This is a genomic window from Pseudomonas sp. AK181 (genome assembly GCF_051122975.1).
GTDB classification, from domain to species: domain Bacteria; phylum Pseudomonadota; class Gammaproteobacteria; order Pseudomonadales; family Pseudomonadaceae; genus Aquipseudomonas; species Aquipseudomonas lactis.
In genome coordinates this window covers 3,304,076-3,327,416 of the sequence record NZ_CP146348.1, presented here as the reverse complement: position 1 = coordinate 3,327,416, position 23,341 = coordinate 3,304,076, and the positions used below count along the sequence as shown (strand labels likewise).

13 protein-coding genes are annotated in these 23,341 nt (G+C 58.9%); 3 read left to right on the top strand and 10 right to left on the bottom strand.

Going from position 1 to position 23,341, the window contains the following annotated elements; translation table 11 throughout:
• The 8 genes from glgX to V8689_RS15155 form a co-directional block, all read right to left on the bottom strand.
• On the bottom strand, positions 1-2,160 hold the full coding sequence (glgX, locus tag V8689_RS15190; protein WP_056783568.1) for a glycogen debranching protein GlgX: 2,160 nt from the start codon (positions 2,158-2,160) through the stop codon (positions 1-3).
• A 121-nt stretch (positions 2,161-2,281) separates the two neighbouring features.
• Positions 2,282-2,551, bottom strand: a complete 270-nt coding sequence (locus V8689_RS15185; RefSeq protein ID WP_056783565.1) for a DUF2934 domain-containing protein — start codon at positions 2,549-2,551, stop codon at positions 2,282-2,284.
• Between the two features lie 23 nt (positions 2,552-2,574).
• The gene (locus V8689_RS15180) at positions 2,575-5,325 is read right to left on the bottom strand and encodes a malto-oligosyltrehalose synthase (protein WP_056783562.1); all 2,751 of its coding nucleotides are present in this window, start codon (positions 5,323-5,325) and stop codon (positions 2,575-2,577) included.
• Positions 5,322-7,406 (bottom strand): 4-alpha-glucanotransferase, encoded by a 2,085-nt coding sequence (gene malQ / locus V8689_RS15175; RefSeq protein WP_060766398.1) that lies wholly within the window; start codon positions 7,404-7,406, stop codon positions 5,322-5,324. Before malQ ends, V8689_RS15180 begins: the two co-directional genes overlap by 4 nt.
• Positions 7,403-9,148: a malto-oligosyltrehalose trehalohydrolase gene (gene treZ, locus V8689_RS15170; RefSeq protein WP_056783556.1), complete on the bottom strand. Its 1,746-nt coding sequence runs from the start codon at positions 9,146-9,148 to the stop codon at positions 7,403-7,405. The genes malQ and treZ overlap by 4 nt, the downstream gene beginning before the upstream one ends.
• Positions 9,149-9,179: 31 nt before the next feature.
• On the bottom strand, positions 9,180-10,736 hold the full coding sequence (gene glgA, locus V8689_RS15165; protein WP_078467083.1) for a glycogen synthase GlgA: 1,557 nt from the start codon (positions 10,734-10,736) through the stop codon (positions 9,180-9,182).
• A 454-nt stretch (positions 10,737-11,190) separates the two neighbouring features.
• A complete protein-coding gene (locus V8689_RS15160) occupies positions 11,191-12,144 on the bottom strand; it encodes a D-2-hydroxyacid dehydrogenase family protein (RefSeq protein ID WP_056783553.1) in 954 nt (317 codons plus the stop codon).
• 25 nt (positions 12,145-12,169) lie between these two features.
• Entirely contained in the window at positions 12,170-13,174 is a 1,005-nt protein-coding gene (locus tag V8689_RS15155) for an alpha/beta fold hydrolase (protein ID WP_397388081.1), read from the bottom strand.
• Between the two features lie 301 nt (positions 13,175-13,475).
• Between V8689_RS15155 and V8689_RS15150 the strand changes: the two genes are divergently transcribed.
• The 3 genes from V8689_RS15150 (at position 13,476) to V8689_RS15140 (ending at position 19,604) form a co-directional block, all read left to right on the top strand.
• Positions 13,476-15,464 carry a hypothetical protein gene (locus V8689_RS15150; protein ID WP_056783550.1) on the top strand — a complete coding sequence of 663 codons (1,989 nt, stop codon included), beginning with the start codon at positions 13,476-13,478 and terminating at the stop codon, positions 15,462-15,464.
• 108 nt (positions 15,465-15,572) lie between these two features.
• The gene (locus tag V8689_RS15145; protein WP_150073077.1) at positions 15,573-17,555 is read left to right on the top strand and encodes a hypothetical protein; all 1,983 of its coding nucleotides are present in this window, start codon (positions 15,573-15,575) and stop codon (positions 17,553-17,555) included.
• 135 nt (positions 17,556-17,690) lie between these two features.
• Complete coding sequence (locus V8689_RS15140; RefSeq protein WP_056783544.1) at positions 17,691-19,604, top strand: hypothetical protein; 1,914 nt, start codon at positions 17,691-17,693, stop codon at positions 19,602-19,604.
• Positions 19,605-19,750: 146 nt separating this feature from the next.
• Here the strand turns inward: V8689_RS15140 and V8689_RS15135 are convergent, their stop codons facing one another.
• Together V8689_RS15135 and V8689_RS15130 are read right to left on the bottom strand one after the other, a co-directional pair.
• Positions 19,751-22,777 carry a hypothetical protein gene (locus V8689_RS15135; RefSeq protein ID WP_150073078.1) on the bottom strand — a complete coding sequence of 1,009 codons (3,027 nt, stop codon included), beginning with the start codon at positions 22,775-22,777 and terminating at the stop codon, positions 19,751-19,753.
• Positions 22,778-22,899: 122 nt separating this feature from the next.
• The gene (locus V8689_RS15130) at positions 22,900-23,340 is read right to left on the bottom strand and encodes a YqaA family protein (protein WP_056783532.1); all 441 of its coding nucleotides are present in this window, start codon (positions 23,338-23,340) and stop codon (positions 22,900-22,902) included.
• Between the last annotated feature and the right edge of the window lies 1 nt (position 23,341).

Below are 23,341 nucleotides of genomic sequence, written 5' to 3'. Positions count from 1 at the left end.
TCACACCTCGCCTTCGTGCTGCAGTTCAAACAGCAGCAGCGAGCGACCGGTGACCGCGTACTCGTGCTCGAAATCAAAGCGTTCCTGGCCACGCACAGCCGGGTCGTTGGTGTCGAGCAGGCAGGTCCAGAACTCACCCTCCGGCACCGGCGGCAGGCGGAAATTGACCATGTCGTGATGGGCGTTGACCACCAGCAGCAGCGTAGCATCGGCCCCGGCACGGCGAATCCCGGTTTCCTGGGCGCGGCCATCCATCAGCATGCCCAGGCAACGACCCTGGCTGTCTTCCCATTGCTCGGTGGTCATCTCGTTGCCATCCGGCGCCAGCCAGGTGACGTCCTTCACGCCGATGTCTTCGTTGTAGTCGCCCACCAGGAAACGCCCGCGCCGCAGGATCGGGTACGCCAGGCGCAGCTTGATCAGGCGCTTGACGAACTTGAGCAAGGCCTTGCCGTCATCGTCCAGGTCCCAGTTGACCCAACCGATTTCGCTGTCCTGGCAATAGGCGTTGTTGTTGCCGTGCTGAGTGCGAGCGAACTCGTCCCCGGCGACGATCATCGGCGTGCCCTGGGCCAGCAGCAGGGTGGCGAAGAAGTTACGCATCTGGCGCAGGCGCAGCGCGTTGATTTCCGGGTCGTCGGTAGGGCCTTCGACACCGTGGTTCCAGGACAGGTTGTTATTGCTACCGTCCTGGTTGTTCTCGTCGTTGGCCTCGTTGTGTTTGTCGTTGTACGACACCAGGTCGTGCAAGGTGAAGCCGTCGTGGGCGGTGATGAAGTTCACCGAGCTGTACGGCCTGCGCCCACGGTGGTTGAACATCTCGCCCGAGGCGGTCATGCGCCCGGCGAAGTCGGCGAGCTGGCCGTCGTCGCCTTTCCAGAACGCCCGCACGGTGTCGCGGAAACGGTCGTTCCATTCCACCCAGCCTGGCGGGAAATTGCCCACCTGGTAGCCACCGGGGCCACAGTCCCAGGGCTCGGCGATGAGTTTCAACTGGCGCAGGATCGGGTCCTGGCGGCAAGCCACGAGGAAACTGTGGCGCTCATCGAAGCCGTCGCGGTAGCGCCCGAGGATGGTCGCCAGGTCGAAGCGGAAGCCGTCGACGTGCATCTCGGTGGCCCAATAGCGCAGGGAATCGGTGACCATCTGCAACACGCACGGATGGCTCAAGTCCAGCGTATTACCAGTGCCGGAATCGTTGATGTAGAAACGCTTGTCGTCGGGCATCAGCCGGTAGTAGGAGGCATTGTCGATGCCACGCATGGACAGGGTCGGGCCGCGCTCGTTGCCTTCGGCGGTGTGGTTGTAGACCACGTCCAGAATCACTTCCAGCTTCTGCTCATGCAGGTGCGCGACCATCTCCTTGAACTCGGCGATCTTGCCGCTGGCCAGGTAGCGCGGGTCGGGGGCGAAGAACGCGATGCTGTTGTAGCCCCAGTAGTTGGTCATGCCTTTTTCCAGCAGATGCTGGTCGTTGACGAAGGCGTGCACGGGCAACAGCTCGACCGAGGAAATGCCCAACTGACGGATGTGCTTGAGTACGTCATCTTCCATCAACCCGGCGCAGGTCCCTCGCACTGACTCGCCAACCGAAGGATGGCGCATGCTGATGCCGCGCAGGTGGGTTTCGTAGATGATCGTACGGTCCCACGGCACCCGTACCGGTTGGTCGTTGCCCCAGGTGTGTGCCGGGTCGATGACCTTGCACTTGGGCACGAAGGGCGCGCTGTCGCGTTCATCGAAACTGAGGTCGTCGTCCGGGTGGCCGATGGTGTAGCCAAACAGCGCTTCGGACCATTTGAGTTCGCCCACCAGTTGCTTGGCGTAGGGGTCGATCAGCAGCTTGTTGTGGTTGAAACGGTGACCATTGGCTGGGTCATAGGGGCCGTATACGCGATAACCGTAAATCAGCCCGGGGTGAGCATCGGGCAGGTAGCCATGAAAGATTTCATCGGTGTATTCGGGCAGTTCGATGCGTTCCAGCTCAACCTCGCCGGTATCGTCGAACAGGCACAGCTCCACCTTGGTGGCGTTGGCGGAAAACAGCGCAAAGTTCACACCCAGGCCATCCCAGGTGGCGCCGAGGGGGAAGGGCAAACCTTCACGGATCCGCGACGGCTCATGATCCGGCGTCGCTGTGGTGTTGTCGGGTTTGCTCATCGAGTTGCTCCTGCAAGGGGTCTTTTTTCGGGCCGAACGCCGCCGTACTGACGGTGCTTCAGCGCATGACATGGACGGAAAAGGGCCTGCAGCGCGCATTGCGTGCTGCAGGCCCGAGAAATCATGGGGCGGGCGGTTTGGGCTTCTTCGGGGCGGCGGGTTTCTTTGCCGCAGGCTTGGCGACGGCAGGCGCAGCCGGCTTGGGCTTGGCCGCAGCCTTGGGCGCGGTTTTCGGCTTGGCGGCAGGTTTAGGCTTGCTTGGCGTCAGCGCCTCGGCTTCGGCCAGCTTGCGCGCCATTTCCCAGTGGCGATCATGGGCGCCATCGGGCTTGCCTTCAGACTCCCAGATCTGATGCGCCAGTTCGCGAATGCGTTTGTCTTCTTTACTCATCACAAACTCCTCACAGAAAATTTTCAGCTTTCTTGATTATCAGGATTGATAAAGACATTGACCGGGAGATCCCCCAGGGCAGCGCTGATCAACAGCTCCTTGTTGGGTGTGACTACGCCCGTTTGAAAAAGTCCCTTCCAGTTTTGTGCAGGGGCGGCGAACGGTAATTTCACCCGCGTATCGCCCCAAACCTGCGCATTGATCTGGGGAAACATCCCGTTTTCAAGCAACGGATAAGACCAGCGCGGCACCACCACCAGCAACTGCTTGCCCTGATGTTCACGGTAAAACGCAACCACGCGCTCAGCGTGCTGGCCCAGCACTTGCAGCGGTGTATAGCTGCCATGGCGCAGCAGCTCGGGGCAGGCTTTACGCAGGCCCAGCACCTGGGCGATCACTGCCTGTTTGATACGCCCGTCGCGCCAGTTGAACAACAGTTCGCCGATGTCCGGTGGTGCCTGCAATGCACGTTGCCGCGCAGCGAAGTCCACCGGGCGACGGTTGTCCGGGTCGACCAGGCTGAAGTCCCAAAACTCATCGCCCTGGTAAATATCCGGCACACCCGGCACGGTCAGATGAAGCAAGGTTTGCGCCAGCCCATTCAGGGCGCCGGCGGGGGCGATGGCCTGCGCAGCACTGTCCAAGGCACTGCGCAGCGGCGCACCGGCCTCACTGAGCAGCAGGCGCTTGAGGAACCCTTCCACTGCCTGTTCATAGGCGTCGTTGGGCGCGCTCCAACTGCTCTGCAACTTGGCCTCGCGCAGGGCTTTTTGCTGCCACTGCCACAGGCGTTGCTGGTAAGCCTCCAGATCGGGGTTGGGCCCCAGCGGCCAACTGCCCAGCAGCACCTGATAAAGAATCAGCTCATCCCCCGCCGAGGGGCTCTCGGCGCTCTCGCGCAAGGGCTCGGCCAGGCGGCGCCAGTGCTCGACCTGTTCGGCATACCAGGAGGCGCACTCGCTGAGCACCGCCAGGCGCGCGCGGGTGTCTTCGCCGCGTTTGTGGTCATGGGTAGCGGTGGCCAGCAGGTTGTCAGGGAAGGTCTTCAGGCGCTGTTGATTGGCTGCATGGAAGTCTGTAAGCGGCGCACTGAATTGCTCGGTACTGAAGCCCACATCGTTACGCGACAACAGCACCGCCGAACGATAGAACGCGGTGTCTTCCACGGCTTTGGCGGCGGCAGGCGAGGTCAGTTGCTGGAAGCGCACGCAGGCATGCTTGAGCATCTTGCGCGCGCGGCCCACCGGGCGATTGCGCCAGGGCTGGCCACCCAGCCATTGCTCCAGGTGGTCGAGCACCGGCCAGTCGCCTTCGTTGAGGGTGCTGCGCGCACCCTCCATGGCCTGCTGGAACACCTTGTTATCGTCCGCACTGCGGCCCTTGGCGCTGATATAGGTGCGGTACACCGGGAAATGCACGATCAGTTCCTGCAAGGCACGGCGAATGGCGCCCAGGGTCAGGTCGCGGGTCATCACGTTATCGCGGGCCACTTGCAGCAGGGCCTGGGCCACGCTTTCGAAGTCGCCACCCAACGAGCCATTGAGGATCTGCTGGCGCGCCAGCCGCGCTTCTTCGCCGAAGGCTGAAGGACGTTCGCTGTAACGCGTCCACATCTCGGCCAGCGGCGCAAAACCCTCGGGGTGGTGTTGCAGCAATGACAGCTGGTTCATGAACTCGTAGCCGGTGGTGCCGTCCACCTGCCAGTCTTCGCGCAGGGTTTCGCCTTCGCCAAGGATCTTTTCGACAAAGATCGGCAAGTGGCGCTGGGGTGACAGCGCATCCACCCGCCGACGCAATTTGCGGCAATAGCCACGTGGGTCGGCGAGGCCGTCGATGTGGTCGATGCGCAGGCCGTCGACCAGCCCCGCGCTGATCAGCTCGAAAATCTTGCCATGGGTGGCTTCGAACACCGCCGCGCGCTCGACACGCAGGCCGCCCAACTCATTGACGTCGAAGAAGCGCCGCCAGTTGATGTCGTCCGCGGCGGTGCGCCAACTGGCCAGGCGATAGGTCTGTTGCTCAAGCAGGTGATGCAGGCGCTCGAAGCCCTCGGGCTGGCGACTGTCGAATGCGGCCAGGCGTTGTTCAATAGTTGGTAGCAGCTCGCTGGCGCGTTCGGCCAGGGCTTGTTTGAGCGTGGCGGCTTCGGCGTAGGCGTCATGCTGGTAGGCGAGGGCGGCGAAACGTTCGGCCAGCGGTTTGAGTAACTCATCGCTGCCCAGGATCAGGCCGTAGTCCCTGGGGCAAATCGGAAAGCGATGCTCGTAATGCTCGACGTAGAAACTCCCCTGGGCGGCATCGAACTTGAGCGCCAAGGTGCCATTCTGCAAGGCTTCGCCGTAATCGCTGCCGAGGAAGGGCATCAGCAACTGGCCCTTGAGCAGCGGGTCGGGGGAATGCCACTGGATGTCGAAGAACTCGCTGTAGGGGCTCAGGCGGCCCCACTCCAGCAGGTCCAGCCACCAAGGGTTATCTGCGCCGCCCACGGCCATATGGTTGGAGACGATATCGAGGATCAAGCCCATGTCGTGTTCACGCAGCGTGGCGACTAGGCGACGCAACGCCGCTTCGCCCCCCAGCTCCGGGTTGACGCGGGTCGGGTCGACCACATCGTAGCCGTGCATGGAGCCGGCGCGGGCGCTTAACAGCGGTGAGGCATACAGATGGCTGATGCCCAGTTGGGCGAAATACGGCACCAGCGGCACCGCGTCGTCAAGGGTAAAACCTTTATGAAATTGCAGGCGCTGGGTGGCGCGCAGGGGCAGTGCGTTCATCGGTCACGCTCATAGGCTTGGTTGCGCGCCACGGCCAGCAGCTCGAGGCGGCGCGCGGCGCTGTCATTGTCGAGCAGGCTGGCGGCTTCGCCGGGCAAGCGGCGGCGCCAATTGGGGTGGGTGTCGAGGGTACCTGGCAGGTTGGCTTGCTCCTCGATACCCAGTGCATCTTCCAGGGGCAACAACACCAGGGGCGCGCGGGTGTGGCCCAGGTAACGCACGCTGGCGTCGATCATATGGTCGGTGTCGTTGCGGATCTCATCAATGAAGTTCTGCGGGTCCTGGCTCAAGGCCTGGCGCAGTGCCTGGCGTTCGCGCAGGCGGTGTTCGCTCCATTGGTCCACAGTGGGCGCGTCGATCAGGCCTAGCTGGATATTCCATTCGATATCGCGGCTGTGCCACCAGCCATTGAGGGTCGGCAAGTCGTGGGTACTGGTGGTGGCCAAGGCGTTGTCGGGCCAATCGAGGATGGGCTTGAACTGGCCGTCATGGTTCTGTTCGAACAGCAGCACACGCATGCCCAGGATCGAGCGGGCGCTGAGCTTTTCGCGCAGGCCGTCGGGCACGGTGCCCAGGTCTTCACCGAGGACGATGGCCTGGTGGCGGTGCGATTCCAGGGCGAGCAAACGCAGCAGGTCGTCCACCGGGTAATACAAGTAGGCACCTTCGCGAGGTGATGCGCCCAAGGGGATCACCCACAGGCGTTGCAAGCCCATCACATGGTCGATGCGCAAGCCGCCGGCATGGGCGAAGTTGGCTCGCAGCATTTCGATAAAGGCGCGAAAGCCATTGCGCTTGAGGCCTTCGGGGGAAAAGGCCGAGATGCCCCAGCCTTGGCCTGCGCGATTGAGAATGTCCGGTGGCGCGCCCACGGTGAGGTCGGCCAGCAGTTCATCCTGACGGCTCCAGGCCTGGCTGCCGCCACCGTCGGCACCCACCGCCAGGTCGGCGATCAGGCCGATGCCCATGCCGCTGCCACGGGCGGCCTGCTGCGCGCGCTCAAGGCTGCGGGCGATCAGCCACTGGGTGAAGGCGAAATAGCCGATTTCATCGCGGTTGTCTTCGGCGAACTGCGCCAGGGCCGGGCTGTGCGGCGTGCGCCAGGCTTCGGGCCATTGGCGCCAGTCCAGGTCCTCACCGGCGGCAGCACGCTGGGCCTGTATGGCTTCGAAGCGGCAGTGGTTTTCCAGGGCTTCGCCACCAGCCTGGCGGAAGCTTTGAAAGTCGGCGTGCTGGGGATGCGCGCCGTGGCGGAAGTCTTCATACAGCGTACGCAGCAGGCGTTGCTTGGCCTTGGCGGCGGCCGGCCAGTCGATCAGCGTGAGCTTTTCCAGGGCATGCAGCTCATCGGCCAAGCCGGCAGCCTCGATGGCGTTACGCACCTCACGTTCACCAAGGATGCACGCCGGCGAGGCATACAGGCTGTTAAGGAACAGGCGGCTGGAGGGTGAATACGGGCTGAAGCGCTCAGTGTCGGCGCTGAACATCGCGTGCATCGGGCTGATTGCCACGGCGTCGGCGCCGCGCTCGGCGGCGGAACGCACCAGGTGTTCCAGGGCCAGGGTGTCGCCAAAACCGCCATCGCCGAGACGGCGCAAGGCGTAGAGCTGGGCGCTCAGGCCCCAGGCGCGAGCGGGTTGGCTGTCGACCGCGTCGGCCACGCTGTAGCAGTGGCTGGGCGCGACGGCCAGGGTGAAGGTTTGCCCGTCGATATGCACCTGGTGGTAGCCGAGGGCAATGACGCCGGGCAGCACGGCTTCGCCGTCCAGACGCAGCTCCAGGGTTTCGCCGCCCTCCAGGCTGACGCGGCACGGGGTGTCCGGGGCGAAGTAACGCGCCAGGTCCAGGCCCGCGCCGCTGTCGGTGGTCATCAAGGGCGGCAGGTGGGTGTCTTGCTGCGCCTGCTCAAGTTGCCGCAGGCTGGCGTCGATCTCGGCATCGCTGTCGGCCGGGTGCCCAAGGCCTTTGAGGACGGCGCGCAGGGCGTCAGGCTTTACATGCTGCGGGCGACCGTTGGCATCGATCCAATCGACGGCCAGGCCTGCGCGGCTGGCGAGAATTTCCAGGTTCGCTTCGCTCAAAGCATTTCTCCAACAGGGGATAAGCAAACGCGTGCGCTCAAGGGCGGTAAGTGCGCACCTTGCTCGGCAGGCGTTTGGAAAATAATCGGCTGGGGCGCCGGATGGTCCAGGGGCTGCTCACTCAGGTTCAGGTCGATCTGCAGCACACGGCCGTTGCCCAGGCGCCAGCGCGCGGTGACGGCGCGGTCGGCCAGCACGTGAGCGCCGAGCGCCACGGTGCCGGGCAAGTGCGGCACCACGTGCGCGTGACGCAGGCTCAGCAGGTGGCGGTAGAGCTGGGTGTGGTCGTTTTCGACGAAGGAGGGCATCGATTGCAAAAAGGTTTGTAGCGCGTTGGGGTCGGGGATACGCTGGCGTTGCTCGGGGTCGTGAAACGCCGCGAAGTCGGCAAATTCACTGCGCCGGCCTTCACGCACGGCCTCGGCCAGTTCGCCATGATGGTCGGTGAAAAACAGGAAGGGCTCGGCGGCATTTACCTCGTCGCCCATGAACAGCATCGGGATCATGGGGCACAGCAACAGCAGGGCAGTCGCCGCTTTCAGCGCCTCGGGCGAACACAGCTGGTGCAGGCGTTCGCCCAGGGCGCGGTTGCCGACCTGGTCGTGGTTCTGCAGGAATGCGACGAAGGCGCTGGGGGGCAGATCCGCACTGGGTTCGCCGCGGGCATGGCCATGGCGTGTGGTCTCGCCCTGGTAGATGAACCCCTCGGCCAGGCAGCGCGCCAGCTTGGCGGTGGGCTGCTCGGCAAAGTCGCTGTAATAGGCGTCGGTTTCACCAGTGAGCAGCACATGCAGCACGTTATGAAAGTCATCATTCCATTGCGCGTCAAAATCGTGCTGCAACAGGCTGGCCTGGTTCAGCTCGTTTTCCAGCATCAGCCACACGTGGCGTCCGCCGTCCACCTGCTGGCGTACCCGTTGCGCCAGTTCCTGCAGAAACCCAGGGTTGTCGATGGCGTGAACGGCATCCAGGCGTAGGCCGTCGAAGCGGTATTCTAGCAGCCACATCAAGGCGTTATCGAGGAAGAAATCCCGCACCTCACGGCGCTCGAAATCAATGCCGGCGCCCCAGGGCGTGTGCACGTCTTCCTGGAAGAAACCCTGGGCGTACTGGCCGAGGTAATTGCCGTCGGGGCCGAAGTGGTTGTAGACCACATCAAGGATCACGGCCAAGCCGTGGCCATGGGCACTGTCGATCAGTTGCTTGAGTTGCTCAGGCGTGCCATAGGTGGCGTGGGGCGCGTAGGGCAGCACGCCGTCATAGCCCCAATTGCGTTCGCCGGGAAATTGCGCCAGAGGCATTAACTCAATGGCGGTGACGCCCAGCTCGGCCAGGCGTGGCAGGTGTTTCTCGACGCCAGCGTAGCCGCCCATGGCACCGACGTGAAGCTCGTAGATCACCGCCGTGTGCCAGGGGCGGCCTTGCCACTGGCTGTGTCGCCATTGATAGGCGAGGGGGTCGACTACTCGGCTCCAGCCATGCACATCCAGCGCCTGGGCCCTGGAAGCAGGGTCGGGCACCGTGTTTTCGCCATCGATATTAAAGCGGTAAAGCGTGCCGGCAGGGCACGCGACTTCGACTTCGAACCAACCACCGGCCTGGGGCAGCATGACGATGGTTTTACCCTGTTCCAATTCAACGCTGACATAAAATGCATCTGGCGCCCATAACGCAAAGCGCGTGCGGTGCGCGTCCAGCATGATTGCGCCGTGGGGCCAGGTTTCCAGAGTCCGTAACGGCATCTATGAAGACCTCCCTTAGTTGTTCCAATCGCTATTTGTTCGATTTCCCCAGGGCCTTGGCCACCAGTTGTTCGTAGAGTTCGGCGTAGGGTTCCACCGCCTGGCACCAGTTGAACGGCTGGGTCATGGCACGGCTGCGCATGGCATTGAGCAGACCGGGGAAGGCAAACACCTTGAAGGCGCGGCGCAGCGCCTCTTCGTAGCTTTGCACGGTTGACTCATTGAACAGGAACCCGGTGACGCCATCCTCAATGGTGTCCGCCAGCCCGCCGGTGTTACGCGCCACTGGCAATGAGCCGAAACGTTGCGCATACATCTGGCTCAGGCCGCACGGCTCATAGCGCGACGGCATCAGCAGAAAATCGCTGCCCGCGAACATGCGACGGGCATCGGTCTCGTTGAAGCCGATGCGCACGCCCACCTGGCCCGGGAAGCGCAGTGCCAATTCGCGCATGGCCTGTTCTTCTTCCGGCTCGCCTCGGCCGATGATCGCAATCTGGCCGCCGTTTTCGACGATGAAACTGGCGACGGCTTCGGTGAGGTCCAGGCCTTTCTGGTAGACCAGGCGCGAGACCACCGCGAACAGCGGGCCACTGGATGGCTGCAGCTCAAACAGCTCGCGCACATGGGCGGCGTTGATGGCCTTGCCTTCCCAGTCGCCGATATTGAAGTTGTGGATCAGGTGCGTGTCGGTGGAGGTCTCCCAGCTTTCGTCGATACCGTTGGGAATGCCGCTGAGCAGGCCCTGTTGAGTCTTGCTGGCGAGGAAACCATCCAGGCCACACCCGAATTCCGGGGTGGTGATCTCCTGGGCGTAAGTGGCGCTCACAGTGGTGATATGGCTGGAATACGCCATGCCCGCCTTGAGAAACGACATCTTGCCGTAGAACTCCATGCCTTCCTGTTGCAAAGCATGGGGCGGAATGCCCAGCTCAGGTGTCGAGGCCAGGCTGACCACACCCTGGTAGGCCAGGTTATGAATGGTGAACAGGGTGGGCGTACGTGACCCACGCCAGTGCATATAGGCCGGAGCCAGGCCCGCAGGCCAGTCATGGGCGTGCACCAGGTCTGGGCACCAGTGGATTTGCGCGAGGTTGGCGGCCATGTCGGCGGCGGCCAGGCCCAGGCGGGCGAAGCGGATATGGTTGTCCGGCCAGTCGCGGCCGTTGTTGGCGCCGTAGGGCGTGCCTTCGCGCTCGTACAGTTCGGGGCAGATCAGCACGTAGATGACCAGGCCGTCCGCAAGGTCCATGCGCCCGATCTTGCACGGTGGCAACGCGGCATGGCCACCCAGTTCACCGACGATATGAATCGGGTTGTCGCTTTCCATCACTTGCGGGTAACCCGGAATCAGCACACGTACGTCATGCAGGTGGGCCATGGCGCGGGGCAGGGCAGCGGAGACGTCGCCCAGGCCACCGGTTTTCACCAGGTCCGCGAACTCGGAGGTGACAAACAAGACTTTCTTTCGATTCGGATTCTGACTCACGACCGGCCGCACAGTATTGGGCAGGTCGGCCAAAGACTTTGGCCCTCCTGCCGGCTGACTAAAACGCTCTCCCTGAGTATCTACTGCGGCACTGATCATAATGCACTCCCATCTGTTGGTTGGCTAATGGCCCGCTGCCATCGGCTCCGAGTGGCCGCATCCTGCGGCCAGGCACACAAGCGCTATACAAGCTGGCAAGGCGTATGCCAGTTGTAACGTCGGCTTAAAAAGATTGGATGAGCGGGCATTCGGCCTGAAGCGCGCATGCTCGCCCTTACCTAAAACTTGACCAGCGGCAGGTTTCGAAAGTTTAGATTTTTTGCGGGGTTTTTGTTTTGGAACGGACCCATCGGTCATGAGTCTAGGACAGATCCCAGCGCCTGCTGGGTTTTCATGCAGATTTTGTAGGACAAAAAACTTTTAACGATATGCCGCCCAGCCTCTGTAGAAGCGAGCTTGCTCGCGAAAAACCAGAGAGCGCCGCGTAAAACCAGAATGCCCGCGTTATCGTCGGCGTTTTCGCGAGCAACCAAGATTGCACTTTAATGGTGCGTCAGCTGAGCCCGCGAATGGGCACACCGCTGGCCCAGGCCTGGATATCGTCGATCATCTGCTGATAGAACTGCCGGTAATTCTGCTCGCTCACATACCCCACGTGTGGCGTAGCCAGCACAGTGGGCAGGCTGCGAAACGGATGGTCAGCCGGCAGCGGTTCCTCGGCATACACGTCCAGCGCCGCCCCGGCCAGGCGACCGCTGTGTAACGCTTGCACCAGCGCCTGCTCATCCACAATCGGCCCGCGTGCGGTGTTCACCAGCCGCGCGGTGGGTTTCATCCAGCCCAAGGCTTGCGCATCCACCAGGCCACGGCTGCGCTCGCTGAGCACCAGGTGGATGGTCAGGATATCCGCCTGCTCAAACAGCTCGCGCTTGCTGACCCAGGTCACCCCCGACTCCGCCGCACGTTCAGGCGTGAGGTTCTCACTCCAGGCAATCACCCGCATGCCAAACACCTGGGCGAACTTTGCGACTTTCTGGCCAATGCTGCCCAGCCCCAGGATGCCCAGGGTCTTGCCATGCAGGTCGCCGCCCAGGCCAACCTGCCATCCACCTGCGCGCAGCGAGTTGGCTTCGGCGAGCAGGTTGCGCGTAGAGGCCATGATCAACGCCCAGGTCAGTTCCGGGGCGGCGTGTTTATAGCTGTCGGTGCCGCACACCTGAATGCCCAGGGCCTTGGCTGCGGGAAGGTCGATGGCGGCATTGCGCATGCCGCCGGTCACCAGCAATTTGAGCTTGGGCAGCCCTTGCAGCAGGGCTTTGTCGAAGGTTGAGCGTTCGCGCATGAGGCAAATCACCTCGAACCCTTTCAAGCGCTCGATCATGGTGGCGGTATCGGCGGGGTAGTCGTGGAGAAAATGCACCTTGCCAACGCTGTCCAGTGTCGACCAATCCACCACCTCGCTGGCCACGTTTTGCCAATCGTCCAACACTGCTATTTGTATCGACATGCACGTGGGCCTCGAAAAGGTGAAATTAAAGGGCCTTCAACCCCTGCAACAGGGCTTTATGAAACTGTTCAGGTTCTTCCATCTGCGGCGCATGGCCAAGGCCGGGGAACTCCACCAACGTGGCGTGGGGAATCAGCTTGGCCACCTGCTTGCCCAGTACCTCGTAATGACCGATTTTGGCCTTGACCGCCGGCGGCGCCACATCTTTGCCGATGGCGGTGGTGTCGCTGGTGCCGATCAGCAGCAGGGTGGGCACCTGCAAGTCCTTGAACTCGTAGTACACCGGTTGGGTGAAGATCATGTCGTAAATCAACGCCGAGTTCCAGGCAACCTGCAGATGCCCCGGGCCTTTGTTCAGGCCGGCGAGCATGTCCACCCAGCGCTCGTATTCAGGTTTCCAGCGCCCCACGTAATAAGTGGTGCGCTCATAGTTACGTACACCGTCGGCGCTCAGCTTCAACTCGCGCTGATACCACTGGTCGACGCTCTGGTAGGGCACGCCGAGGGCTTTCCAGTCTTCCAGGCCAATGGGGTTCACCAGCCCCAGTTGTTCGGTTTGCTGGGGGTACATCAGCGCATAGCGCGTGGCGAGCATACCGCCGGTGGAATGGCCGATCACCGTGGCCTTTTGAATGCCGAGCTTTTCCAGCAGTTGATGGGTGTTGGTCGCCAGTTGCTGGAAGCTGTACTGGTAATGGTCGGGCTTGCTGGAGGTGCAAAAGCCGATCTGGTCCGGGGCGATGACGCGGTAACCGGCGTCACTCAGGGCCTTGATCGAACCTTCCCAGGTGGCACCACAGAAGTTCTTGCCGTGCATCAGCACCACGCTGCGACCGTTTGGAGTGCCGGTTGCGGGGACGTCCATGTAGCCCATTTGCAGGGATTTGCCTTGGGATTGGAAGGCGAAGTGTTGGAGGGGGTGGGGGTACTGGAAGCCTTGGAGTTCAGGGCCGTAGGTGGGGGACTCAGCGCATGCGGGCGTTGCACCAACGAGCAGCAGGCCCGTGAGCGAAGCAATGTGCAAATACACGATGGACTTCTCCAAAGATAAAAAAATGAAGATGAAGCTGCTGCATTAACCGTTGATTAACCCTGCACGTGGCGTGGCTGGCATGGCTTCGCCGAATCGGACGAATGGTGCGCTGACCTGTTAATTCTGACAGTAGACAGGTTGGGTTAACGGGCGCCAACTGAGAGTACTAAAGCAAGTTAAATGCAATTGTCCAGTTGGCAGAAGATTCACCCTGTGTCTCACGGTATTTAGCACGTTGCTATCGTCCTGAGCGGTGGCATTCATTTGATGTGGGACTTTCTATTCTAAGGAGAGCAGCATGAGCGAATCCACGGTATCGGTTCCAATAGCGACCCATGTCACGATCATTGGCGAAAATATGCCGGGGGGGACTATCCGGGGAAGTTACAAGTACAGCGCTACAGGCGGCGAGCATGAAGAAGGAAAATCATTGTGCCGCTGGTACGTAGACGACGAGCCTGGGTTTCTTACGGAGAATCTGGATTTCGCTATTATGCAAAGCATGATCGGTAAAGAAGTGAGATTTGCCGTCACGCCAGTCTCAGCTTCTGGCGTCAGTGGCAATGAAGTGTATTCGCAAGTTAAAACCATCGTCAGCGGTTATCAAAATATTTCGGAAGAAGAAAGCAACAGTAGTTTTATCAAACAGTATGGTGCGTTTTCCTTATATCGAAACGAACCCAATGACCGTATCGTAAACTCCACTGCCGGGGCGTTTGCCTGGATGAGTGGAGCCACGCAGAGTGTTTTCGTAAAGGGCCGCACCGATTCTGGTGGTGCCCCACCGGTGGAAATAGAGCAGTACCTGAAAAACAATCCAGCCACGCGCATGTTTTCAACCGCCAGGGACTTTGGTGCGTTGGTACCGGTGGTCGGTAGTGCCAACCAATTGCTCCTGTGGGGCCAAAATATTGGGCCCATTCCACATGACTTGGACTTGAGCAATATTAAATACGTGTACTGCAATGAGGCGGCAATTGTCTGGATTTATGACAATCCGCCAGCCGGTAAAAACAGGATCGGTGCATTCGGCAGCGTTGCCCATGGTGGGGCAGTTCCAGACGAGATTCAGACGTTTCTTTTATTTGATCAACCTATAGCTATTTACAGTACTGCGGCGGCTTTCGCGGTTCGCACTGAGGCGGGACGCGTTTTCGCGTGGGGCAGCCCTGCCGCAGGAGGCACCTTCGATAAGGCCAAGCGAGATGAGCTAGATGCAATAACGACGACCCGAATTGTTTGTTCGGCAGGTGCCTTTTGCGCGATTGGTCCCGCCCGTGCCGGTAGTACTAACGTCGACAAGGTAGTGTCTTGGGGGCCGGCTAACAGTGGTGGGGTAATGAGCTCAAAAAACATCAACGATATCTTGGATAACGGTGGAGCAAACCACATCGTTGCTAATCGTGACTCATTTGTCGTTGTTACCCGTGGAAGAGCGAAAGCCACGAGTTGGGGGGGGCCCTATGGGGGGTTGATGAATAAGGATGCCGAGGACCTGGCCGCAGGTGGCGATATTGTGATGTGTGCCGGCACCCCGTATGCGTTTTGCATGGTCAACCGGGGAGGTCGGATAGCAGCGTGGGGCGTCAATGGCATGGGCGGAAACACACCCACTTCCCAGGGCGACGGGGCGTCGGAGGAGACGTTCACGGTCATGGACGCGGGAGAGGTGCTTGAAGCCAGCGATGTGAAGGCGCGAGTGCGAGCAGTTTTCGAAAAATTACAGGTTAACAGCGTTGACGAAGGCCCCTCGGGGGCGTCCGGCATCGAATGTGCCTGTCACAGTGTCGGCAAAAAACGCAGCAGTTTGACCCATTTCGTGACCCAAATGGGTGAAGTTACGCTGAGCACGAATGACTCAAGTTTTTTCATGTCGAGCAAGGGCAGCGGTGGCATCACGATAGATCTTATTACATGGGGCCATGCGGGCTATGGCGGGGCGATACCTTCGGCTACTCGGCAAGTGTTGATGGCCAGTCAAATCACTGATGTGTATTGCACGAACGGTGCCTATGCAATGATCACTAATCAGGGAGGCGTTACCGGGGCTGTAGTCGCGTTTGGCGCCACTAACGCTCAGCAAGAAGCAGGGCAGATACCCGTGACGCTCCAGCCGCATTTGCGCTCCCAGATTAAAGAACTGTACTCCATCCAACAAATGCCCCCGTATAACCCGAATGTGGGTAGGCAAGGTGCTTTCTCCGCCAGGGTTGCCAATGGAACATGGGTTAATTGGGGAGGGACAGCACTTATTCCGAATGAACATATTGATCCCACTAAACCGTAAATCCAGGGCAATCGCTGAGGGCTTGTAAAAGAGCCTGTCACGGAAGGCGCGTTATGGCTCAAGCCTCAAGGCCTTGAACTCGCCTACCCTGGCGATTGGGAGGGTATGATGATAAATGCTGAATCTACTGACACTGTGCCGGAAGCCACCCAGGTCCAAATTCTGGGTGACGTGCATGTCAGTGCTACGGTGAGGGGCTTTTATCTTTACAGCAATAATGGTGGCAGCCCCGAGGGGCTATCTGAGTTCTATTGGCATCTCAATGGCGAAGTGCTTGAAAAAGAAGGGCAGTTGGACCTGAAATTAACAGGTGCAGATGGCGGCAAGTTTTTGCAATTTTCGGTTATCCCGGTTGCGTCTGACGGCAGCCGAGGCGTTGAGCGATTTTCACCCACCTACAAAGTGATCTCAGGCTTTCAGAATATATCGGACAATGAAAATGAGTGGTGCTTCCTAAAGCAGCGCGGTAACTTTTCCTTCCATATTCCGGAGCCTGCGGATCGGCTGTTTGTTTCGACAGGTGGGGTGTTTGCACTGCTCGAGCCTACTACGGGTGATGTTCATTTGGAGGGGCAAACAGGGTGGGGGTTGCCGGTGCCGCCTGAGATTGTGAATTTTCTGAAAAACAACAAGGCAATCAAGTTGTTTTCTTCAGAGGTGAGTTTCGCGGCGCTCATTCCATTGGGCGGTACCAACCAGTTGTTAATGTGGGGGCCCACCATTCCGGCGACCCTTCCGCCGCTGCAAGGCATCCGGTCGGTCTACAGTACTAGAAGCGCATTTGCGATCATTTATAGCAACCCTCAGGGTGCCAGTAACCGAATCGCTGCCATCGGCCCGGAGGGCAGGCCCGTTTCCACTGTGCCCGATGAGATTCAATCAGCGCTGTTATGGGATCAACCCGAGGCCATTTATGCGACAGATGATGCATTTGCCGTGCGAACCAGTGGCGGTAGGGTTTACGCCTGGGGGCATCCTCACAACGGCGGCATCATTCCCGATGACGTCAGGACACGACTCAACTCGATGTTTGTCAAACGGATTGTTGCAACCGCGATGTCGTTCTGCGCCATTGATGACAACAATGGTGACTGTGTTGCGTGGGGCAACCCCGGTGGTGGCGGCGTAATCCCGGCGGCCGTATACGGGAAAATTCGTGAGGAGGGCGGCATTGAATCGGTGATAGCCGCCGAGAACGCATTTTGTGCCATCACTCGAACCCCTCGTCGGGCCTACAGTTGGGGGGCGCCTGGCCAGGGCGGAACCATGTCGGCCGGTGCGGCAGACTTGGCTGTTCGTGGGAATATCATTCTTTGCAGGGCCAATCGTTGGGCTTTCTTGATGGCCAATAATTCCGGCCAGGCGGAGTCGTGGGGCGCAGCGCTTTATGGTGGTGCTCCACTGCCCAACAACGTGAAGCTGGAAATCGAGAACGCATTCAAGATCAGCACGGACCCGAACGTATCGCCTGAAGATCTCCTCGCGGTTCCCGGGACCCCGGAGCGTTTACCCGTCAAAGGACAAAAGCCCAGGGATCACCCTTGTGTTTCGTCCCGCGCCATCGTCCTCGAAGGCAATATCAGTGTGTATGCCAACGATGTCAGTTTCTTTTTATTGAGTCGTCACGACGATGGAAGAACTCTGGCGATCGTACTGCATGGTTATCCTAGCCATGGGGCTGTCATGAGCCAGGGCCTGCGGCAAACACTGATGGCCAGTTTGATTCGTGATGTGTATTGCACCAACGGGGCTTACGGTGTGATTACCACTCAGGGTGGCACGATAGGGGCTGTTTCTGTCTGGGGGGCGACGCTGGCGATGGAAGATGCCGGAGAAATACCGCCTGAATTGGCCGAGCATGTAAGCAGTTGCGTGGTGGAGCTTTATTCCATCAAACGTTTCCCCTATGTGAAGCAGCCCGATCCTCCTCCTCGGCCGCCACCCCCGCCCCCGCCTCCACCACCACCACCAAGACCTGTGCACATCGATCCCTCGTTTGCGGCGCGACGCACGGATGGCACCTATGCGCTATGGGGCGGGAACGTGAGAAACCAACTTTTCGATCCACGGAACCATGACACGCAAAAATAGTTGTTTGATGGAACCCTGTAACCCGCGCTCGCGCGGGTTACTTGCAAGCGATTCCAGGACCTTGCAACGAGGGTCTCCATCCTAAGCGCCGCCTCATTCATCCCACCACGTCGTATGAAGTGTTTGGAGAATCTTATGAAAGAAATCAATGCCATATTTGTGGTCCCAGAAGCCACTCACGTCCAAGTGGTGGGGGATGTCTTTGTTGGTGCGACCGTACATGGTTTTTATCTTTACAACAGCAATGGTGGAAGCCCTGAGGGGCTGTCTAAATTTTATTGGTATATCGACGGCGAGCGCCTGACTGATGAAGGGCAACTGGATATAAAGTTGAGGGCGGCAGACGGCGGAAAGTTTCTGCAGTTTGCTGTCGTTCCCGTAGCCTCTGATGGGGCGCAGGGTGACGAAGCGAAATCTGCGCTTTACCTGATCAACTCGGACTTTCAAAACATCTCTGATGAGGAAAACGAATGGTGCTATTTAAAGCAACGCGGGAATTTTTCTTTTCATGTGCCGGAGCCCACCGACAGGATATTTGTGTCTTCAGGTGGCGTCTTTGCCTTGCTGGACCCGGCCAGTGGTGATGTTCACCTGCAAGGGCAAAATGGATGGGGCCTACCGGTTCCACCTGAAATAATCAATTATCTGAAAAATAATAACGCCGTCAGGTTGTTTTCGTGCGAACGCAGTTTCGCCGCGCTGGTGCCGCTGGGCGGCGCTAACCAGTTGTTGTGTTGGGGAAGCGATATTCCTGCCACGTTGCCGCCGTTGTATGGCATTCGCTCTGTTTATAGTACTCGAAGCGGTTTCGCCGTTATTTACAGCAACCCCGCTGAAGGGGCCAACCGTATTGAGGCTATCGGTCTGCCGAATAATCCCGTGTCCGCCATTCCCGCTGATATTCATAGAGAATTGCTGTCCGATCCGCCATTGGCTATTTACGCCGCAGATGATGCCTTTGCTGTGCGAACCCAAAACGGTCGTGTGTATGCGTGGGGTGATCCGAATAAAGGCGGCACGATACCACCGGCCGTTCGTGACCAGCTAAGCACGATGTTTATTACTCGGATTGTGGCGACAGCTATCTCCTTTTGTGCCATGACCGCTGAAGGCAATTTCGCTGTATGGGGGCATGCCACGGGTGGTGGCACCATTCCCGTTGAGCAATTGCGTCAGATCCTCGAGGACGATGGGATCGAATCGGTGATCGCGGCAACAACGGCTTTTTGCGCGATCACCCGACGGCGTCGTATTGCGGTGAGTTGGGGCAGGGTGGGCGAAGGCGGGAACATGTCTGAAGGCGCGGCTAACTTGGCCCTACGTGGCAATATCATTCTTTGCACGGCAAATCGTTGGGCGTTTGTGATCGCAAACCAATGGGGCCAGGCCGAGGCGTGGGGGGCCATCGGATTCGGGGGGGACCCGATACCGCCTCAGGTACAAGAGCAATTTGAGGCGGCCTTTAACGGTGCTATCGCAGTCCCGGGTGATCCGCCCCGGCCTGGCACAAGCAAGGAGCCCCAAAGACAACACAAGAATGTGTCGTCCAGAGCCATTATCGTGGATGGCCATCTGAGTCTATATGCCAATGACCACAGCTTTTTCTTGCTCAGTCGTCACGATGACGGCAGGACCAATGCAATTGTTTTACATGGTCTTCATACCTCAGGCGGTGAAATGAGTGCTGCCTTGCGGCAAACGTTGATGGCCAGTCTCATACGGGATGTTTACTGCACCAACGGGGCCTACGGGGTGATTACTACCCAGGGAGGCACGGAGGGTGCCGTGTCTGTATGGGGCGCTACTTTAAGGATGGAAGATGCTGGAGAAATTCCCCCCGAGCTGGCCGAGTATGTGCGCAGCAATGTCGTTGAGTTGTATTCGATAAAACGCTTTCCTTATGTGGGGAATCCCCCACCGCCAAGGCCCGTTCATAACGACCCGTCATTTGCCGCGCGACGCACCGATGGTACCTATGTGTTATGGGGCGGCAATGTGCATAACCAATACTTCGACCCGCGAGCAAAAATCAACGAAAAACCATTTTGAATGGACGATATAACCCTCACTTGCGCCCGTTATATGTTTGCCAACGGGCTCCCACTGCCTGTGTCTGCCCCCTAGGCCTGGCTGGGGGGGACGTTCATAAAAAAGAGGCAGTCCCTGCGGCTGCCTCTCGTCGCATCCCTTGTTTTTCACGTCACCAACGACGTTTCCTGAACGACAATTTGATCCACCATAAACGTAGCAGCAGTGCCGACGGAGAGAGAAAGACGTGCAGTTAGCGTTTGCACAGGAGGAGCCGCAGGTGTCGTGAACACATGGCTGACCTTCGCCCAGTTTCGATTCGGCTCCACCGACCTGGTCGCGCTCATCGTTCCGAACTCAAGGCGCGCACTGGTGGCAGTGGCGGTGCCGGAAACCTTGCAATAGAAACTGACCTCATAGCGCGTGTTCGCCTTCAGATCAAGGTAGGCTTTATGCAGGCCCGGTTGCACAGTTTCACCTGCGGTTTTACTGGCACGCCAACAAATGTTTTCAGCCCCTTCCACCGCCAGCTCACCTCTGGCATTGAGGGTGTTTTCCCAGCCATTGCGTTCATAATTGACGAAATTCGTCAAATCTATGAAATAGGTTGCTCGCACGGTATAGGTTTTAGTGGGAAGCGGTATCGCCCTGGCGATGTTGGGGACACCGCTCAAGGCCACCCAAACTTGAATCGTGAGTGTCGAGCCGTCCATCAGCAAACGTAATTGCTCTACCGGTGCGTGGCGGTTCAAGCCGATTAACGCGCCATCTTGACCTAAAGGTTCACCGGTATAGGTGCTTGTGTGAAATGGAAGGCCGTTCGTGTCGGTGCCATAAAAGTCTTGCCAGATGATGCAAACAGGATGAATAAAATGCCAAGCGGGGGTCAATGTACGCGCCCCGGCAGTCAACCTGGATAGCTGGAGTTCAGGCACATCGCCTATACCTTCGATATAGGTATTGGGCAACCCGGTGAGCGTCAACAGATCCAGGGGCACGATCTCGGATTCATAAGGAATTGCGTCGCGCAAGAAACGGTATTGCACGTTTATTCGGTGATTGTTCTCGCGGATACCCTCGGCGATGATGCGCTCCGGTATTGGCGCCTCAACTTCCTGGGTCGTCGCGTTACCCTTGACCGCTACAGTGGTGCTGCCGGTGCCGTCAGCGGTCAGCCAGTCCAGAAAAATATCCTCGTTGTCGCGCATTGGGAATTTTATGTGCACTTGGGTGCCGTTCAGCGCTGCCAGAGGGTTCAGTTGGTCCGGGAAAACGGAGGCACCTTCAATAACAGGGCGCGCCAACTTGATACCCGTGCCCACGGTAAGCTTGAGCACGTCGGACCGCAGTACTTGCTCGGGCGGGCCCTTGCGCAGCAGGCTGTAGGTGATAGTCAGGGTACCGCCGTTATTACGGTCAACGATATCTCGCGTTACCGGTAAGGGCAGTTCTTTGCCCGCAGTGCCGGGGTTAATGTTTAGCGTGCCACTGAGCGAACCGTCAGGTTTGGAGCCCAGTATGGTGTAGTGAAGGGAGTCTTTGTCTTGGGTGCCCGTATAAGTGAAAGTCACCCGTACCTCTGGCCCAATCACGTGTGCTGGGTTGATGTTATTGCCAATGCTGCCCTCCAGCCGTGCTGCCGGCATTGTCGGGTTGCGTGCTCCTACCTGGATGCCCAGTTCCAACGATTTTCGAACGGTGAGTACGCCCCGACCAGGCGGTTTTTTGGCCTTGCCGTCGTCGACCAGGTAATACGCGACGACATTGCTGCGTCCCCTGAATCGTTGCAGTACCGCTTGGGAGATCAATCGCGTGCCACCCGGTGCGCCCGCCAGCTCACCCTGGTCATAATAAGCACCGCCGCCGCCAGCAACGACTTCCTCTATGACGAGGGTTTCCCATAAATCAAACGCATACGGAATGTAGTCGGGGATATGGGCCACACAGTCATGATCAGGGTCAATCAACCCCAACTCAATCGGTTCGATGGTGAGCGCCGGCATCCTTACCGGAGTGCCCACCACCACGATCATGATGCTGGCTGATTGCCCAAGCGTCTTGCCGGCGCTGTCATGCCATTCATAAGAAGCGCTAAACGAGCCGCCTACAGTCTCAAAGATGATTTCAGCCGGAACCGGCGTGATGGTCTCGGCGATATTTTGGTCTTCTACGCTATCCAAGACGAAGGATTTCATCGTGCCATCCGCCAGGGTCGCCCTCAAGGTCACTGTGACGCGGTGAGGGGGATCCGGAATCGGGGGGGGCACCACATCGGGGTGTGCTTTCACACTGAACTGCGAGGTGTGATCTTTATCGAAATCTATTTCTAGAGCCGTCGTTCCATTTATGAGGAACTCGGGGGCGCTACGTAAGTTGGGATCCAGTTCACTGTGAAGTTTGTACGGTTTGGAAAACTGATATTTTTCGCCACCGGAGATATTCTCCACAAAGTCGGTCACTCGATACCTGATGTTGATTGTTCCTTTGAGGCTACCCTTCTCAATAACATCCTTCGAAACATGTACTCTGACTTTCCCAGCGTCGACGTCGGCTTGGGTCACCCGTGGCGTTTCAACTTCGATACCGTCCCACTGCAGTTCGATAAGATCATTCCTGCGCATATGGAGATACGGATGTATGACACACCACAAGCCATTGGTGATATCACCAGGCTTAAGAAGCTTACCTTCTTCAAAACCTTCCACCTCCATGGTCAGCCCTTCATGCCATCCGGGCAATCCCGGTTGCGGGTCTTTACTGACGCCGCCCGGGCGAGTGGTCTTGATGTAAACAAATTGCCCTGGCGATTCACTGGGTGTGCCAGGACCGACACGTACGACACGTCCTTTGATAAAGACTTCGCCTCTAGGGACATTGTGTTCAGGCACATGCAGCGGGTAACGAGCCTCTGTGGTCGAGATAACTGAATCACGGGCGAGCGGAAGCGTATCCCTGTCCGTATACAGCTGGTATTCATCAAACTGATTTAATATCGCCCAACGCTCGTACAGCATGGTGAGATGAGGCACTACTTGGCGGATACCTAGCCCATAATCATAGGGTTCGTCAGGAAAAGGACTCAGGTCCACTTTAGAAAACCTTGAATATGGCTCCTCTAAATCAACATCAACCCTTTGCCCTGTCGGAAGGGCTTCAGGGCTTTTATCAGGGGGGATAATGGGATCAGTCGGCATGGTCAACACTCCTTGCGATGAGAGCCGCACGTCGTATTCGCGGGCGCATGGGCAAGAGTGATGAGGCGCTGAGCGGCAGCGGGTGTCTAGCTGTCAGAATTGACAGTGGCGACAAGTGGTCATTATTGAGCAGAGAGGTGGAGCAGGGTGAGTATCGTCAGCGCGGCATACCGCGCACTCTTGGCCACGCTGACCAACAGCAGAAACCGCCACAACGGCTCACGCATCACCCCAGCCACCAGGGTCAGCGGATCACCGATGATCGGCACCCAACTGAGCAACAGCGTCCAATGACCCCAGCGCATGTAATGGCTGCGGGCTTTTTCGAGCTGCCTGGCGCTGACCGGAAACCAGCGTCGGTCCTTGAAGCGTTCCACCGAGCGCCCCAGCAGCCAATTCACCACCGAGCCGAGCACATTACCCAGGGTAGCAATGCCCAGCAGCAGCCAAAGGTTGTAATGCCCGCTGAGCAGCAGGCCGACCAAGACGGCTTCCGATTGCAGGGGCAATAACGTCGCGGCGCCAAATGCCGCGACGAACAGCCCCAGGTAACCCATCAACACC